This is a genomic window from Nonomuraea sp. NPDC049624 (assembly GCF_040675255.1).
Lineage (GTDB): Bacteria > Actinomycetota > Actinomycetes > Streptosporangiales > Streptosporangiaceae > Nonomuraea.
In genome coordinates, this window is record NZ_JBFAOR010000001.1 from 1,018,008 (window position 1) to 1,034,071 (window position 16,064).

Consider the following 16,064-nt stretch of genomic DNA (forward strand, 5'->3'; position numbering starts at 1 on the left):
TATGTCCGACGAAGTACAGACAAAGAAGCCCGCCGACAACCTCGTCACCACCCGGCACACCCTGCCCACCGGCCAGGGATACACCGCCACCACCGGAACCATGGTGGTGCGCGAGGAGGTGTTCACGGACGGCACGTTCGACGGCCACCGCCCGAAGGCCGAGGTGTTCCTCACCTCCTACACCCTCGACGACGCCGACCCGCTGACCAGGCCGGTCACGTTCGCCTTCAACGGCGGGCCGGGGTCGTCGAGCGTGTGGCTGCACCTCGGCATCCTCGGCCCGCGCCGGGTCGTGATGGGGGACGCGGGCGCGCTCCTGCCGCCGCCGTACGCGCTGGCCGACAACGACGAGACCCTGCTCAAGGTGAGCGACCTCGTCGTCATCGACCCGATGTCCACCGGCTACTCGCGGGCGGCCGAGGGCGAGAAGGCCGGCCCGTACCACGGGTTCACCGGCGACGTGGAGTCGGTCGGCGAGGTGATCCGGCTCTGGACGACCAGGAACGCGCGGTGGATGTCGCCGAAGTTCCTGGCCGGCGAGTCGTACGGCACGGTCAGGGCGGCCGGGCTGGCCGACCACCTCCAGTCGCGCTACGGCATGTACCTCAACGGCGTGATGCTGATCTCCTCGGTGCTCGACTACGCGACCGTGGAGTTCAACGAGGGCAACGACGTGGCCTACGCCCTCTATCTCCCGACCTATGCCGCCATCGCGCACTACCACGGGCTGCACGGCGACCGCCCGCTGGCCGACGTGCTGCGCGAGGCCGAGGAGTACGCCTCCCGCGACTACCCGTGGGCCCTGGCTCGCGGCAACCGCCTCACGGCCGAAGAGCGCGCCGCCGCGGTCTCCAGGGTCGCCGCCCTGTCCGGCCTGTCGGAGGACTACGTCGACCGCGTGGACCTGCGCATCGAGCACATCCGCTTCTTCACCGAGCTGCTGCGCGAGCGCCGGCTGACCGTCGGCAGGCTCGACGGCCGCTTCACCGGCTGGGACCCCGACGGCGGGCGCGAGCACTTCGTCTCCGACCCGAGCATGAACGCCATCACCGGCCCCTACAGCGCCGCGCTCAACCACTACCTGCGGACCGAGCTGGAGTACGCCAACGACCTGCCCTACGAGATCCTCAGCTCGCGGGTGCACCCGTGGTCGTACAAGGAGTTCGAGGGCGTGCACGTCAGCGTGACCGACCGGCTCGGCGCCGCCATGCGCACCAACCCGCACCTGCGCGTGCACGTGGCCTGCGGCTACCACGACGGCGCCACGCCGTACTACGCGGCCGAGCACGCCTTCGCCCACCTGCCCGTGCCCGCCGAGCTGGCCGCCAACGTCGAGTTCAAGTACTACGAGGCCGGCCACATGATGTACGCGCACGAGCCCAGCAGGCTGCGCCAGTCAGCCGACCTGGCGGCCTTCGTGCTCGGACAGCAGGCGTGAGGCGCGCTCCAGCCGCTGCCGCAGGCTGGCCGCGAGCGCGGCGAAACGTTCCCGGTTGTCCCGGATGACCGCGCGCTGAAGCTCGGCGTCGGCCGTGAACCAGGCGGCGACCAGGCCCGAGGCCCACTTGCAGGTCGTGTCGGCGACGGCCGTCAGCTTCTCCTCCTCGCTCACGTCCGGCTTCTCCAGGTTCCAGCGGGAGTCGGCGATGGCCGACTCCGGGTCCGGGTAGGGGTGTCCCGCCTGGGTCATGCACGACTGCCAGCGCCTGGTCGCCGCGGCCACGCTGCCGTGCTTGGCGGCCTGTTCCAGGGTGAGCGAGTCCTGCAGGCCCAGCCAGGGCCAGTCCGCCTGACGGGTGCCGCCCTCCAGCTCGGCGGAGGCGCGGTCGAGGCAGCCGCGGTCGGCGGCGGTGCCGTACAGGCGGTGACGGGTGTGCTTGGGCAGCTTGTTGACCCAGGAGCCGGTGGTGTCCGGGGACGGGGGCCTGGCCAGGTGGTAGCCGTACCGCTGGGCGGCCGAGGTGTCCACGACGCCGTAGCGGCGGGAGTTGCCCGGGTCGATCGCCGCCAGCTCGGCGGCGTCCTCCGCGGGTGGGGTGACGGTGAGGCCGCGGCGGCTCATGCACCGCGCGACCAGGTGGTTGTGGGCATTGCCCAGGACGGCCCGCTGCTCGGGAGTCGGCTTGTAGGCGTCGAACGGCAACACGAGCTGCGACACCGAGGTCACGCCCGCGGGGGGCCGTTCGCGTACGGGCTCGCCGGCGGCGCAGGCCGCGACGGACAGCAGCAGCGCGCCCGCGAGGAGGCCGCGACAGCCGGTTTCCGGCGGCCAAGCCCGGAAACCGGCACTCCCGTTATTTCTCAGCGGCACCAGATGTCGATCGAGCTGGTGCGGTTGTTGCCGATGGCGTTGTTCGACAGGTAACCGTCGTTGGAGTTGTGGGTGAAGGTGCTGTGGGCGCCGGTGTAGTCGGCGTGCTGCCAGAGGGTGGCGCTGCAGCCGATCCGGTTCCTGACGGAGCTGGTCTCGTTGTCCATGCTGTGCCAGGTGTTGCTGAAGTCCCAGTTCAGCCAGTTGTTGTCGGCCAGGTCGGAGTCGTCGGCCGTGAAGTCGCGCCAGTGGTCGCTCTGGCCCCGGTTGTAGTCGAAACCGGCGTACAGGCAGACGCGGCCGCCGTAGCACGTCGAGCGTGGGCTGGCCTCAGCCGCGGCAGCCGGGACGACCACGGTGAACAGCGCGGCCGCGGCGATGAAGCCGGCGGCCTTCTTGGTGAGCCTCACAGGTCTCTCCTAGATCGGTGAGTCGTTTCGGAACCCGTACCAAGCGTGCTGTGAGGGGGCTCGGGACCCACCCTCGAATACACGCAGAGACCTTGGTTACCAGGCTCACCACCTGGCACTTCGCCGCATTGACGCAACGATTGCCAGGTTCGGGAGGCGACTGGGGACTTACTCGACCTAGTCGGGGAGCGCCGCCGGGTTCCGGGCCAGCAGGCCGCCGTCCACGCGGTGCTCGGCCCCGGTGATGAACGACGAACGCGGCCCCGCCAGGAACGCCACCAGCTCGGCCACCTCTTCCGCGCGGCCCACGCGGCCCAGCGGATGGGCCTTGCCCCACTGCTCGACCTGCTCCTCCTGCGACAGGTCGCCCCGCCACAGGTCGGCCGCCCAGCGCAGCATGGGCGTGTCCACCGAGCCGGGGCAGACCACGTTGACCCGGATGCCGTCGGCCGCGTGGTCGAGCGCCATGGCCCTGGTCAGGCCGTTCAGGGCGGCCTTGCTCGCGGTGTAGGCGGCCACCTGCGCCTGCGACGAGAACGCCTGCACCGACGACATGACCACGATCGAGCCGCCGCCGCGTTCCCTGAGCCTCGGCACGGCGGCCTTGCAGGTGAGGTAGACGCCCTTGAGGTTGACGTCCATGACCTCGTCCCACACCTCCTCCGGGGTGTCCTCGACCGTGCCGTACCGCTGGACGCCGGCGCAGGTGACGACGACGTCGAGGCCGCCGTACCTGGTCACGGCCAGGTCCACGAGGTCGCGCATGTCGCCGGCCCGGCGCACGTCGGCGACGACGCCGGTGACGTGCTCGCGGTCGAGCGCCGCGGCCTCGTCCACGCCGCAGAACACCACGTTCGCGCCGCCGTCGGCCAGCCGGTCGACCACCGCCCGCCCGATGCCCATCGACCCGCCGGTGACCAGCGCCACCTTGCCGGAAAACTCACTCACGCCAGCACCTCCGCGCGCCATCTCGACACCTTGGTCTCCTGCGGTCCGAGCGACAGGGCGCTGCCGTTGGCCACGGCGGCGGCCAGGCCGTCGGTCGGCATGCCGGCGAACGGCTCCAGCCCCAGCGTGTAGGCCCGCCCCCACCAGGGGTAGCCGGTGGACGCGCCGAGCTCCTGCCACATCCACAGGTAGGGGAGGAGTGCCGCATCCCACTCCACCCGGATACCGATATCCCCTGAAATTTCGTACCAACCCTCCGGGAAACCCGTGAGGTAGACGATGTCGCTCGGCCCGCCCCGCTCCGGCACCAGGCTCAGGTCCGTCTCCCCGCCCCCGTCGGCGGGCACCACCGGCCACCGCCACGGCCCGCCGGCCCGCACCCGGCGCCCGGCCGGGCCGATCGGCCCCGCGTGCGGGATCACCCGCACGCCCTCGGGCAGCCGGATGCGCGCGCCCGCCCGCAGGAACGGCGCCCCGAAGACGATGTGCTGGCCCCACATCGCGTGCAGCGCGAGGTCCGCCTCGTTGGTCACCCGCCCCTCGACCTCCAGCGCGGCCGTCCCTGCCCGGAGCCGGAACACCTTCTCCACCCGGTACGGCAGCCGCCGGGTGCGCACGCCGAGCCGCACCGCGACCTCCCCCTCGCGGTCGGCCACCACCTCGCACGACCACGGCAGCCCGGCGACCTCGCCGTGCTGGGCCAGGCGCGCGCCCCGGTACTCGCTCGGCGCGCCGCCGTTGGGGAAGACCTCCTGCCAGCCGCCCTGGTAGTGGTCGACGAACTGGGCGACGTCGTCGGCCGCGCCGTGACGGTGGTCGCGCGGGTCGCGCAGGCCCTGCGGAGAGAGCCAGACGAAGTCCGTGTCGGTGGGTTTGTGCAGGAACTCCACCACGTCGCCGCCCTTGTCGGGCAGGACGGTCACGCGCAGCCGTTCGTTCTCCAGCGTGACCGCCCGCAGCCCGTCGAGGGTGAGGTGGCGCAGGCGCGCCGCCCAGTTGCGCCTCACCCGAACGTCACATCCAGGAATCTGGGCCGGTAGATGGACACGTCCCGGTAGTGGTCGGTGTTGACGAAGCTGTTGACGTTGTAGGAGACCACCAGGCCGTTCCCGGCGACGTCGGGATGGGCGTGGGCGTTGTAGGTGAAGACGTTCCCGCTGGTCTCGGGGGTGGTGTAGACGTGCTGCTTGCCGGTGAAGGGGCCGGTGGGCGAGCAGGAGGAGTAGGCCACGATGTTGGGGCTGAGCACCTCGGTGGTGTCATGCGTGATCAGGACATATCCGGATCCGACCTTGGTGACGCTGTACTCGTTCGCCACCCCGCCCATGATCCGCGCCGAGTCGGTCTCGTCCGGTGACCACGAGCCGTCGGCCGTGCGGAACTCCCACGCGCCCAGCAGGCTCTGGCCCCTGACCCGGGCGAGGTGCATGTACTTGGCCGAGCCGAGGTCCTCGACGCCGTACACGTAGGTGTAGCCGCCGTCCTTCAGCAGGCCGGAGGCCCAGGAGACGCCGTGGCCCGAGGGCAGGTCGTGCACGCTGACCGGCTGGTCGAGCCGGCCGGGCGCGAACCTGGCCACCACGTTGCGGTGCCAGCGCCAGTCCCACGCGCCGGGGCCGAACCGCTCGTACTCCTGGTAGGTGACCTCGACCAGGCCGCCCGCCAGGGTGGCGTCCCCGGCCCAGAACCAGTGCTTGTCGTCGCGCGGCGGCATCACGGCTTCGGGCTTCGCGGCCGTGCCGTCGTGCACGGTGGACAGCCGCCCGTCCCGCTCGACGGCGAAGGAGTTGTTCAGGAAGACGGTGCTGCCGCCCTCCTCGACGACGGGCGGCCGGGAGCCGTCGGCGTTGACCCGGCCGAGGAAGGTGTCGGAGAACACCCACAGCTCACGGCCGTTCGGCAGCTTGAGCGAGTAGGTGCCGTCGGCTCCCGTCCAGTCGTCCAGGCGGCTGTTGTCGTTGCCGTACGAGGTGAACAGGCTGGTCAGCCGGGCGTCCACGGATGCGCCGCGCACGGTGGGCGCGCACGCCGAGACCGGCCCGGACGGTTCCCGCGCCACGCCGGCCGACGGGGGCACCGGCTTGGGCGGCGCGGCCCACGCCTGCTGCGGGACGGCGACCAGGCCGAGCAGGGCGACGGCGAGGGGGAGGAGGGAGGAGCGGAATCGCGTCATCACCGGTTCCTAGGGGCTGGGGGAGTCCCGTACAGTTCTAGTCATTAGATCACTTGCTGTCCAGGGCCCCCTGACCACCGGCCGAAAACCGGGTGCCGGTGGTCGCGGGCGGCCGGTAGCCTGCCCGGATGGGCCACGTTGAAGTAGGACATCTGACGTACGTGCTGCCCGACGGCAGGCCCCTGCTCAACGACGTCTCCTTCCGGATCGGCGACGGTGTCAAGGCGGCGCTCGTCGGGCCCAACGGCGCGGGCAAGACCACCCTCATGCGCCTGGTCGCGGGCGACCTGGAGCCCGTCGAGGGCAGCGTCACCAGCTCCGGCGGGCTGGGCGTGATGCGCCAGTTCATCGGCAACGTGCGCGACGGGAGCAACGTGCGCGACCTGCTGCTCGGCGTCGCCCCGCCGGCCGTGCGCCAGGCGGCCGAGCGGCTCGACGCGGCCGAGCTGGTCATGATGGAGCGCGACGACGAGAAGGCGCAGATGCGCTACGCGCAGGCCATCAGCGACTACACCGACGCCGGCGGCTACGAGATCGAGGTGCTCTGGGACACCTGCACGGTCTCGGCCCTCGGCGTGCCGTTCGACCGGGTGAAGTACCGCGACGTGGCCACGCTGTCCGGCGGCGAGCAGAAGCGGCTCGTCCTGGAGGCGCTGCTGCGCGGCCCCGACCAGACCCTGCTGCTCGACGAGCCCGACAACTACCTCGACGTGCCCGGCAAGGAGTGGCTGGAGCAGCAGCTGCGCGAGACGTCCAAGACCGTGCTGCTGGTCAGCCACGACCGCCAGCTCCTCGCCAACGCCGCCGACCGCATCGTCACGGTCGAGTCGGGCAACATCTGGATCCACGGCGGCGGCTTCGCCGGTTACGCCGAGGCCCGCGAGGCCCGCAACGAGCGGCTCGACGAGCTGCGCAGGCGCTGGGACGAAGAGCACGCCAAGCTCAAGGCCCTGGTCAACATGCTGAAGAACAAGGCCAGGTACAACGACGGCATGGCCGCCCCCTACCACGCGGCCCAGACCCGGCTGCGCAGGTTCGTCGAGGCGGGCCCGCCCGAGCAGGCCCCCGCCGACCAGAACATCAAGATGCGCCTGCGCGGCGGCCGCACCGGCAAGCGCGCGGTCATCTGCGAGGGCCTGGAGCTGACCGGCCTGATGCGCCCGTTCGACCTGGAGATCTGGTACGGCGAGCGGGTCGCCGTCCTCGGCTCCAACGGCTCGGGCAAGTCCCACTTCCTGCGCCTGGTGGCCGGCGAGCCCGTCGCGCACACCGGCGTGGCCAGGCTCGGCGCGCGGGTCGTCCCGGGGCACTTCGCCCAGACCCACTCCAGGCCCGACCTGCTCGGCCGCACCCCGGTCGAGATCGTGATGACCGAGCACGCCAAGCTCAAGAACGAGGCCATGAAGACGCTGGCCCGCTACGAGCTGGCCGGGCTGATCGCCGAGCAGCGCTTCGACACGCTGTCCGGAGGCCAGCAGGCGCGGCTGCAGATCCTGCTGCTGGAGCTGTCGGGCGCCACGCTGCTGCTGCTCGACGAGCCGACCGACAACCTCGACCTGGCCAGCGCCGAGGCGCTCCAGGTGGGCCTCGACGCGTTCGACGGCACGGTCATGGCGGTCACCCACGACCGCTGGTTCGCCGCCGACTTCGACCGTTTCCTGGTCTTCGGCTCCGACGGCACGGTCTACGAGTCCGCCGAGCCGGTGTGGGACGAGACGAGGGTCGTCCGGAGGCGTTAAAGAGTTGGTACGCCCGGCGCGTGTCATCTGCCAGCCGTGCCCATGCACGGGTTATCACGGCAAAGTGATCCCGCGTAGCCGAACCGTCAGCCTCCTCGCACTCGGGGCGATCTGCCTCGCCGGTTGTTCAAGTGAGGACCAGCCAGCCCAATCGCTCAAGCCGCTCGTTCTCAAGGAGCAGGTCTCGAACATCGCCAAGTCCGCCGACGGTTACGCCGTCAACTGGGCCGGCGTGCTCAGCAACGCCAACCCGTGGCACTTCGGCGAGCACGTCGTGGCCACCATCGTGGGCCGCGACGCCGCCGGCACCGAGGTGGTGCGCATGGACCAGCCGCTCGACGCCGTGCCGCCGGGCGGCTCCCTGGCCTTCACCGGCCAGGCGTCCGCCGCCGAGAAGCCGGTGAAGGTGACCATCCAGTACCGTCCGGCGCAGTGGCGGTCGGCCGCGCGCATCCCGTCGGCGTTCCAGTCGTTCCCGATCACGCGCGTCCAGACAATGCGCCAAAAAGACGGCTCTTACCTTATTACCGGCTATGTCGGAAATCCGTATCAATTGCCGGCGAGCAGCCTGGTGGTGAACGCGTTGCTGCGTGACGCGACCGGCAAACTGCTCGGCGGCGGCAGCACGTTCGTGGACGACGTGAAGGCCGGCAGCCCGCCCAGGTTCATCCTGACCGTGGCCGGACTGCCCAAGGACAGCAAGGTCGCCAAGACCGACGTCACCGCCCGGACCTGGGGCTCGACCGGCCGTCCCTACGAGGACCTGGCGATGGGCGGCGCGCTTCCTGTGCACACGGTCAAGCCCACCTCCGAGCCGTTCGCAGTGGACCGGGGGAGCCAGGCCATGGGGCAGGTAAAGCAATAATCGGTATTAGTCCGAACAAATAGGTTGGGAAATCCGCGGGGTCGCGGTAGACAAGCGGCGGAACCGGTAGAACTACTAGTTACCGATCCATTACCTTCGGTCACATGAATGACCGCGTCCTGGTGGAGGCACTCCGCACCCGCGACCCGGGAGCCCTCGCCGCGCTCTACGACACGCACGCGGAGAGCGTCTACCGCTACTGCTGGTCCCTCCTCCTCGACACCGACAGCGCCCAGGTGGCCCTGCGCGACACGCTGATCGCCGCCGAGGCGCACGCGGGTGCGCTGGCCCAGCCCGACAGGTTCCGGGTCTGGCTGCTCGCCCTGGCCCGGCAGGAGTGCCTGCGCCGCCGGATGGCCGCGCCGCCCGGCGCCGACGAGGCCCTGGCCGAGGCTCCGCCGCTGGACGACCCCGCCGACGCCGACCTGCGGCTCATGGCCTGGAACGCGGTCGTGAGCCTGCCCGTCGCCGACCGCGAGGTGCTGGAGCTGGCGACCAGGCACGCCCTGGACACCGCCGAGCTGTCCCAGGTGCTCGCGATCCCGCCGCGCCAGGTCGAGCAGGCCAGGGAGCGGGCGCGCGATCGTCTCACCGACGCCGTCACCGCCGAGATCCTGGCGCGCAAGGGCCCCTACGACTGCCCGCGCCGGGCCCGGATCCTGGCCGGCTTCACCGGCGACCTCACCAGGGAGATGCGCGAGCACCTGGTCGGGCACGTCGCCCGTTGCGAGGTCTGCGCCCCCCACCGCGCCCGCCAGGCCTCGGCCGCCAAGGTCTTCGGCCTGCTGCCCGCCGCCGCGCTCCCCGAGGCCCTGCGCATCAGGGTCATGAGCTGCTTCGCCGACCCCGAGCTGCTGCCCTACCGCCGCTACGTCGCCCGGCGCACGGCCTCCCTGGACGCCGCCGGGTTTCCCGTTCCCACGCAGACGGCGGCTCGAAGGTGGCCTCAGGCGGTGGCGGGCGCGCTGGCGGCGGTCGCGACCGTGGTGGCGATAGCAGTGATCTTCAACCAGTTCGGCAAGGACAACGGCGGTCTCGCCGGGGTGGCGACGGCCGCGTTCCCCGCCACCGGCGAGCCGCCCGGCATCAGACTGCCCTGGCAACCCGACCCGCAGGACGCCCAGTTGACCGTAGAGCCCATCCTCGACAGCGCCGCGCCCGAGCCGTTCGGCATGCTCGGCTCGACCACACCGGTGCCGCCGGCCGTGCTCGTGCCCACGTACGCGACCGCGCCGCCCGCCGAATCACCGCCCGGCGAGCCGCGGCCGACGCCCGACGGCCCGCCGCAGCCCGAGCCGCCGGGCGAGAACCCGGGCGACCCTACGTACGGCCAGCCGGGTCAGCCCGGCCTGCCCGGCCGTACCGGCCACCCGGGTCATCCGCCGCACGGTGAGCCGGGCCGTCCACCGCACGGCGAACCCGGCACGCGTCCGCCCACCCGGACCCCGCCGGCGCCGACCCCCACCCCCGCCCCCACGCCCACCGAGACCCCCTCGCCCACCACCACGCCCTCGGAGACGGCGACGCCCGCCCCGACGCACACCCCCACCGAGGAGCCCGTCACCCCCGTCGAGAGCGGCTGAACCCCCCGTGGAGGCGTTCGAGGTGCGCCAGGATCCGCATCTGGGGCGCCGGGTCTGCCCGTCGCCCGTCCCGGGGCGGATGGCCGAGCTGGTGCCGCGGGGGCACCGCGTCGACTGGCCGACCTGGCTCGACCGCGGCCCCCGCATGCTGCGCCACGTGCTCGACCTGTGCCGGCTGCGCACCGCGCGCGGGCTGGCGGTGCTGTCCTGGCTGGCCGGCGGCGCGCAGCCGGACGAACTCGACTGGTTGTGGGACCCCCGACGCCTGACCGGCCCCCGCCAGGACCGCATGTACGGCGCCGCCGCCGACGTCCCCGAGCCCGTGCTCGGGCTGGTGACGGCCAACTGGACCTGGGTGCTCGACACCTGTCACGGCGGCCGGGTCACCGCCCCCTACCTGGCCGGTACCGCCTACCCGGGCGACGGTCACGCCGCCGCCGACGCCGCGATGACCCTCTTCCAGACCTACGACCGCCATCCGGAGGCCAGACCGGCCATCGCGGCGGCCTGGGCCGCGGCCCGCGTGACCGCCGACTGGTGCAAGGCCGCCGAACTGCACGCCGCGTACGGCGTCCAGACCCCCGTCTTCACCTACCCGCGGGCCGCCCGGCCGGTGGTCACCGGGATCCGCCCTTGGATAGAACGGCTCTTCCGCCTGCGGTGATGACGTTACGTGCATGAAAGCGCTGGGAACTGTGTGCATAGAGTAACCATCTGTTTCCGGGGGGACCTATGCGCGCATTTCGGGCTGGGCTCCTGGTGTGCGTCCTGCTGGCCGGTCTGTGTCCGCTCAATGCGGGCGCGCCGGTGCTGGCCGACCCCATGCCGTCGGCCAAGGACGTGAAGAAGGCGCGCGAGACCGCCCGCGCCCGCTCGAAGGAGCTGGGCGTCGCCAGTGCCGGGCTGGCCGTGGCCCAGTCCAGGCTCGACGAGCTGGCCGCGGCCGTGGAACGGCAGGTGGAGGCGTACAACGGCGAGCTGGTCCGGCTGCGGCAGGCCGAGCAGTCGTACGCGCAGGCCCAGGCGCGTCAGGCGGCGGCCGACGCCGAGGCCGAGCGCGCCCGGCAGGCCGTCGCGCTGCTCGCCGCGCAGAGCTACGGCGGGATGACGGCGATGGGCCCGCTCGTCGGCATGCTCATCGACGAGGGCGGCGTCGACGGCTTCCTGCACCGGGCGAGCGTGCTCGGCCAGCTCGGCGCCGAGCGGGCCCAGATTCTGCGCAGGATGCGCGACGCCCAGGAGGTCGCCGCCATCCTCCGGACGCAGGCGCAGAACGCCTACGACGCCCGGCAGGCCGCCTCGGAGCGCGCCCGGCAGGCGAAGCTGGCCGCGGAGGCCGCCGTCGCCCGGCAGCGCCGCGAGACGCGCACCCTCCGGGTGGAGCGGCGGGAGCTCCAGCACCGGGTGAACGCCGCCCGCAGCCACGCCGAGCTGCTGGCCAGACGGCGGGCCCTGGCCCTGTCGGCGGCCGGCCTGGCGGCGGGGTCGGCGGGCGGCAACCTGGCCGCCAACTGGGCGCTGACCCAGCTCGGCAAGCCGTACGTGTGGGCCGCCGCGGGCCCCGACACCTACGACTGCTCCGGCCTGGTCATGCGCGCCTGGGAGCAGGTCGGCGTGCGCCTGGACCACTGGACCGGAACCCAGTGGACGTCCGGCCCGCACGTGCCGCTGGACCAGCTCCGCCGCGGCGACCTGCTGTTCTTCGGCCGCATCACCGACGACCCCGGCACGATCCACCACGTGGGCATCTACGTCGGCCAGGGCCAGATGGTGCACGCGCCCCAGACCGGCGACGTGGTGCGGGTCGCCCCGATCTGGAGAGGGGACCTGGTGGGCGCCACCAGGCCCCGGTGAGGATCAGTGGTGACCCGCGTCCTTGGCCCGGTGGAACGAGCGCTCGATCTCGGCCTCGGCCTCGATGCGCCCGACCCAGTTGGCGCCCTCGACGGACTTGCCGGGCTCAAGGTCCTTGTAGACCTCGAAGAAGTGCTGGATCTCCAGCCGGTCGAACTCCGACACGTGGTGGATGTCCTGGATGTGGTGCATCCGGGGGTCGGTCGAGGGCACGCACAGGACCTTGTCGTCGCCGCCCTTCTCGTCGGTCATCCGGAACATGCCGACCGCGCGGCAGGTGATGTAGCACCCCGGGAACGTCGGCTCCTGGAGCAGCACCAGCGCGTCGAGCGGGTCGCCGTCCTCGCCGAGGGTGTTCTCGATGAAGCCGTAGTCGGCGGGGTACTGCGTGGAGGTGAACAGGAGCCGGTCAAGCCTGATCTTTCCGGTCTCGTGGTCCACTTCGTACTTGTTCCGTTGCCCCTTGGGAATCTCAACGACAACGTCGAACTCCACCGCGGTTCCTCCGCTCAAGGCCCCCGGGAAGTCCCGGCTGGGCGTTAATGTCTCGTAGGCGAACACCAGGAGAGAGGTCAGGCGACGTGGCGCGGCACGAGCGTTCGATGATGCTGGCCACTCTCGCCGTGCTCCAGATCGTCACGATCGTCATCGGCGTCTACGCCATGACCAGCGACTTCAACCTGAGCGCGCTGACGAGGCAGCCGTCACCGATCGGGCCGACGGCGTCTCCCCGGGGAATCCCCCCCGCCCCCGTGGTCACCTCGGGGCCTGTGCTGGCCCAGCTTTCGGCGACGTCAGGAGACGGACCTCTCCCGACTAAGAGTACTTTGACCCGCCAGCTCACCGACGCGCTGGGTGACAAAGCACTCGGCGGCCGGGTGGGCGCGGTCGTGCTCGACGCCGCCACCGGCGCCCGGATCTTCGCCGCCAACCCCGACACGGGCATCACCCCGGCCTCCACGAACAAGGTCGTCACGACCACGGCGGCGCTCGCCTCGCTGGGCCCCGACACCCGCTTCTCCACCCGCGTCGTCCAGGGCCGCGCGCCCGGCGCGATCGTCCTGGTGGGCGGCGGCGACCCGCTGCTCGCCGGGCCGTCGGCCAAACCCGGCTACCCCAAGCAGGCCTCCCTCGCCACCCTGGCCGCCCGGACGGCCGCCACGCTGAAGGCCAAGGGCGTCAGGAAGGTCACGCTCTCCTACGACGACAGCCTGTTCACCGGCCCGGCCGTCGCGCCCGGCTGGAAGCCCAACTACGTGCCCGACGGCGAGGCGGCCCCCGTCCACGCCCTGGCCATGGACGAGGGACGCCAGCGCCCCGGCGCCCGGCCCCGCGTGCCCGACCCGGCCGCGTACACAGCCGCCGCCTTCGCCCGGCTGCTGCCCAGGTACGGCGTCACCGTCTCCAAGGACATCCGCCAGGAACGGGCCGCGGCGGGCGCCGCCGAGCTGGGCAAGGTCGACTCCGCCCCCCTGTACGCCCTGGTCGAGCACACCCTGACCCACAGCGACAACGACATGGCCGAGGCCATGGCCAGGCACGTCGCCATCAAGGAGGGCAAGGAGGCGTCGTACGCGGGGGCCGCAGAGGCGGTGACCGGGGTCATGCGGCGGCTCGGCGTGACCAAGGGCGTCAGCGTCGCCGACGGCAGCGGCCTGTCGATCCGCAACCGGGTCAGCGCCGACGCCATGGCCAGGATCATCGCCATCGCCGGCTCGGCCGCGCATCCCGAGCTGCGGGCCGTCGACTCGGGCATGCCGATCGCCGGTTTCTCCGGCACGCTGGGCAACGGCAGGCGCTTCACCCGCGCCGACAGCAAGGGCCAGGTCGGCCTCGTCCGCGCCAAGACCGGCACGCTCAACAACGTCAACACCCTGGCGGGCCTGGCCACCACCAAGGACGGGCGGCTGGTCACCTTCGCCTTCCTCGCCGACGACGTGCCGGTGAACGCCGAGCCGGTGCTCGACAGGCTCGCCGCGATCGTCGCGCGATCCTGACCGCCGCTTCTTCGCAGGCGTGACGAGAACAACGTACGGTGGACGTCATGCAGGTGATCGACTGGGATCTGGCCGTCACGACCGGCACGCGCCTGGTGCGCCCCGGTCCTCAGGTGAGCAAGGAGGAGGCCAGGCAGGCCGTCGCCGAGCTCCGCACGCTGTCACGTGAGGCCGAGGGCCACGTGCGCGAGTTCACGAAGATCCACACCGAGACCGCGCCGCAGCCCGCGACCATCGTCGACCGGCCGGGCTGGATCAAGGCCAACGTCGAGGGCTTCCGCGTGGTCCTCGAACCGCTGACCCAGCGCATGGGCGGCGGGGACAACCCGCCGCCCGCCATCGTCACCGCGGTGGGCTCGCGCATCACCGGCGTCGAGGTCGGGGCCGTCCTCGCCTTCCTCGCCTCCCGGGTGCTCGGCCAGTACGAGCTGTTCCTGCCGCCCGACCCGACCGGCCAGGAGCCGACCGGCCGCCTGACGCTCGTCGCGCCCAACATCGTGCACGCCGAGCGCGAGATGAACGTCGTGCCCCGCGACTTCCGCCTGTGGGTGTGCCTGCACGAGGAGACCCACCGCGTGCAGTTCACCGGCGTCACCTGGCTGCGCGAGTACGTCAGGTCGCAGATGACCGAGTTCCTGCTCGCCTCCGACCTCGACCTGCCCACGCTCCTCGACCGCCTGCGCAACGCCGCCGACACGGTGGCCGACGTGGTCAGGGGCGGCGAGGGCAACCTGATCGACGCCATCCAGTCGCCCGCCCAGAAGGAGATCCTCGACCGCCTGACGGCCGTGATGACCCTGGTGGAAGGCCATGGCGACTTCGTCATGGACGCCGTGGGCCCCTCGGTGGTCCCGTCGGTCTCGGAGATCCGCGCCAAGTTCGCCCAGCGCCGCGAGGGCGGCTCCCGGCTCGACCGCACGGTGCGGCGCCTGCTGGGCATCGAGGTCAAGATGAAGCAGTACGCCGAGGGCTCCGCGTTCGTCCGCAAGGTGGTCGACCGGGTCGGCATGGACGGCTTCAACAAGGTCTGGACCTCGCCGGAGACCCTGCCCACGACCCCTGAGATCGCCGACCCCGACGCCTGGATCCACCGCGTCATCGGCACCCCGGCCCTTCCCGCCTGACGTCCCTTCCCGGCCGTCGTGACGTGCGGCCGGGTCCCTCAGCCGGGACAATGGCTGCTGTGGGTCCCCGTCCAGCCGTCGCCGACGTGCGCCGGGCCGTCCGCGAGTCGCTGACCGACCTCGCCGGCACCGGCGCGCTGGTCCTGGCCGCGTGCAGCGGCGGCGCCGACTCGCTGGCCCTGGCGGCGGCGCTGGCCTTCGTCGCGCCCCGAGCCGGCCTGCGCGCGGGGCTGGTCACGGTGGACCACCAGCTCCAGCCGGGCTCCGCCGACCGCGCCCGGCAGGTCGCCGGCGTCGCCGCCGGTCTCGGCCTGAGCCCGGCCGAGGTGCTCACCGTCACCGTCGGCACCGAGGGCGGGCCCGAGGCCGCCGCCCGCGAGGCCAGGTACACCGCGCTGGCCGCGGCGGCCGACCGTCTGGGGGCCGCCGCCGTCCTGCTCGGCCACACCCGCGACGACCAGGCCGAGACCGTCCTGCTGGGCCTGGCCAGGGGGAGCGGCCTGCGCTCGATCTCCGGCATGGCCGCCCGCGCCGGCCGCTACCGCCGGCCCTTCCTCGGCCTGCCCAGGGCCACGACGGTCGCCGCCTGCGCGGCCATGTCCCTCCTCCCCTGGGACGACCCGCACAACGACGACCCCCGCTACACCCGCGTCCGGGTCAGGAAGCGGCTCCTGCCGATGCTCGACGAGGAGCTCGGCCCGGGGGTGGCCGAGGCGCTCGCGCGGACCGCCGGAATGGCGCGGGAGGACGCCGACGCCCTCGACCAGTGGGCCGAATCGGCGTTCCCGAATTGCGCTCTTAGCGATATCGGCGAGTCCGTCGTCCTGTCCGTACCCGAGTTGGAGAAACTGCCCGACGCCGTGCGCCGCAGAGTGCTGCGGCGCGCGGCCATCGCGGCGGGCACGCCCTCCGGCGCGCTTTCCGCCACCCACGTGCTGGCGGTCGATCGGCTGGTCACGCAATGGCACGGGCAGAAGGCGGTGGATCTACCCGGAGGTCTGTCCGCAGTTCGGCGGTATGGCACCCTGATACTCGCCATCAGTCCCATCGTTTAAGGAAC

Annotated in this window: 15 protein-coding genes; 9 read left to right on the plus strand and 6 right to left on the minus strand. The window is 72.1% G+C overall.

What is annotated here, in order from left to right; translation table 11 throughout:
• Window position 1: 1 nt before the first annotated feature.
• Window positions 2-1,438: a peptidase S10 gene (locus AB0J76_RS05350; RefSeq protein ID WP_352318576.1), complete on the plus strand. Its 1,437-nt coding sequence runs from the start codon at window positions 2-4 to the stop codon at window positions 1,436-1,438.
• Here the strand turns inward: AB0J76_RS05350 and AB0J76_RS05355 are convergent.
• From AB0J76_RS05355 to AB0J76_RS05375, 5 genes are all read right to left on the minus strand, one after another.
• The gene (locus AB0J76_RS05355; protein WP_352318578.1) at window positions 1,397-2,311 is read right to left on the minus strand and encodes a hypothetical protein; all 915 of its coding nucleotides are present in this window, start codon (window positions 2,309-2,311) and stop codon (window positions 1,397-1,399) included. The two genes, AB0J76_RS05350 and AB0J76_RS05355, sit on opposite strands and share 42 nt — an antisense overlap.
• Window positions 2,302-2,721: a peptidase inhibitor family I36 protein gene (locus AB0J76_RS05360; RefSeq protein WP_352318580.1), complete on the minus strand. Its 420-nt coding sequence runs from the start codon at window positions 2,719-2,721 to the stop codon at window positions 2,302-2,304. The genes AB0J76_RS05355 and AB0J76_RS05360 overlap by 10 nt, the downstream gene beginning before the upstream one ends.
• A 177-nt stretch (window positions 2,722-2,898) precedes the next feature.
• Complete coding sequence (locus AB0J76_RS05365) at window positions 2,899-3,669, minus strand: SDR family oxidoreductase (protein ID WP_352318582.1); 771 nt, start codon at window positions 3,667-3,669, stop codon at window positions 2,899-2,901.
• Window positions 3,666-4,676 carry a DUF4432 family protein gene (locus AB0J76_RS05370; protein WP_352318584.1) on the minus strand — a complete coding sequence of 337 codons (1,011 nt, stop codon included), beginning with the start codon at window positions 4,674-4,676 and terminating at the stop codon, window positions 3,666-3,668. The genes AB0J76_RS05365 and AB0J76_RS05370 overlap by 4 nt, the downstream gene beginning before the upstream one ends.
• Window positions 4,673-5,842 carry a DUF4185 domain-containing protein gene (locus AB0J76_RS05375; protein ID WP_352318586.1) on the minus strand — a complete coding sequence of 390 codons (1,170 nt, stop codon included), beginning with the start codon at window positions 5,840-5,842 and terminating at the stop codon, window positions 4,673-4,675. The genes AB0J76_RS05370 and AB0J76_RS05375 overlap by 4 nt, the downstream gene beginning before the upstream one ends.
• Window positions 5,843-5,970: 128 nt before the next feature.
• On the opposite strand from AB0J76_RS05375, the gene AB0J76_RS05380 reads away from it, so the two are divergent.
• From AB0J76_RS05380 to AB0J76_RS05400, 5 genes are all read left to right on the plus strand, one after another.
• Window positions 5,971-7,581 carry an ATP-binding cassette domain-containing protein gene (locus AB0J76_RS05380; protein WP_352318588.1) on the plus strand — a complete coding sequence of 537 codons (1,611 nt, stop codon included), beginning with the start codon at window positions 5,971-5,973 and terminating at the stop codon, window positions 7,579-7,581.
• Window positions 7,582-7,645: 64 nt separating this feature from the next.
• Complete coding sequence (locus AB0J76_RS05385) at window positions 7,646-8,446, plus strand: hypothetical protein (RefSeq protein ID WP_352318590.1); 801 nt, start codon at window positions 7,646-7,648, stop codon at window positions 8,444-8,446.
• Window positions 8,447-8,550: 104 nt separating this feature from the next.
• Window positions 8,551-10,029, plus strand: coding sequence for a sigma-70 family RNA polymerase sigma factor (locus tag AB0J76_RS05390; RefSeq protein WP_352318592.1), 1,479 nt, complete (start codon window positions 8,551-8,553; stop codon window positions 10,027-10,029).
• A gap of 7 nt (window positions 10,030-10,036) precedes the next feature.
• Window positions 10,037-10,693, plus strand: a complete 657-nt coding sequence (locus AB0J76_RS05395; protein WP_352318594.1) for a hypothetical protein — start codon at window positions 10,037-10,039, stop codon at window positions 10,691-10,693.
• 68 nt (window positions 10,694-10,761) lie between these two features.
• Window positions 10,762-11,883, plus strand: a complete 1,122-nt coding sequence (locus AB0J76_RS05400) for a C40 family peptidase (RefSeq protein WP_352318596.1) — start codon at window positions 10,762-10,764, stop codon at window positions 11,881-11,883.
• Window positions 11,884-11,886: 3 nt separating this feature from the next.
• Here the strand turns inward: AB0J76_RS05400 and AB0J76_RS05405 are convergent, their stop codons facing one another.
• The gene (locus AB0J76_RS05405; RefSeq protein ID WP_352318598.1) at window positions 11,887-12,378 is read right to left on the minus strand and encodes an inorganic diphosphatase; all 492 of its coding nucleotides are present in this window, start codon (window positions 12,376-12,378) and stop codon (window positions 11,887-11,889) included.
• Window positions 12,379-12,464: 86 nt separating this feature from the next.
• On the opposite strand from AB0J76_RS05405, the gene dacB reads away from it, so the two are divergent.
• The 3 genes from dacB to tilS are packed head-to-tail and all read left to right on the plus strand — an operon-like array spanning window position 12,465 to window position 16,059.
• Window positions 12,465-13,880, plus strand: coding sequence for a D-alanyl-D-alanine carboxypeptidase/D-alanyl-D-alanine-endopeptidase (gene dacB, locus AB0J76_RS05410; protein ID WP_352318600.1), 1,416 nt, complete (start codon window positions 12,465-12,467; stop codon window positions 13,878-13,880).
• 47 nt (window positions 13,881-13,927) lie between these two features.
• A complete protein-coding gene (locus tag AB0J76_RS05415; protein WP_352318602.1) occupies window positions 13,928-15,004 on the plus strand; it encodes a zinc-dependent metalloprotease in 1,077 nt (358 codons plus the stop codon).
• 50 nt (window positions 15,005-15,054) lie between these two features.
• Window positions 15,055-16,059 (plus strand): tRNA lysidine(34) synthetase TilS, encoded by a 1,005-nt coding sequence (gene tilS, locus AB0J76_RS05420; protein ID WP_352318604.1) that lies wholly within the window; start codon window positions 15,055-15,057, stop codon window positions 16,057-16,059.
• Window positions 16,060-16,064 lie beyond the last annotated feature (5 nt).

Excerpts from the sequence above, each read along its gene's own strand:
- tilS (WP_352318604.1), top strand. The coding sequence starts at position 15,055 with ATGGCTGCTGTGGGTCCCCGTCCAGCCGTCGCCGACGTGCGCCGGGCC.
- AB0J76_RS05375 (WP_352318586.1), bottom strand. The coding sequence starts at position 5,842 with ATGACGCGATTCCGCTCCTCCCTCCTCCCCCTCGCCGTCGCCCTGCTC.
- AB0J76_RS05350 (WP_352318576.1), top strand. The coding sequence starts at position 2 with ATGTCCGACGAAGTACAGACAAAGAAGCCCGCCGACAACCTCGTCACC.
- AB0J76_RS05415 (WP_352318602.1), top strand. The coding sequence starts at position 13,928 with ATGCAGGTGATCGACTGGGATCTGGCCGTCACGACCGGCACGCGCCTG.
- AB0J76_RS05400 (WP_352318596.1), top strand. The coding sequence starts at position 10,762 with ATGCGCGCATTTCGGGCTGGGCTCCTGGTGTGCGTCCTGCTGGCCGGT.
- AB0J76_RS05380 (WP_352318588.1), top strand. The coding sequence starts at position 5,971 with ATGGGCCACGTTGAAGTAGGACATCTGACGTACGTGCTGCCCGACGGC.
- AB0J76_RS05390 (WP_352318592.1), top strand. The coding sequence starts at position 8,551 with ATGAATGACCGCGTCCTGGTGGAGGCACTCCGCACCCGCGACCCGGGA.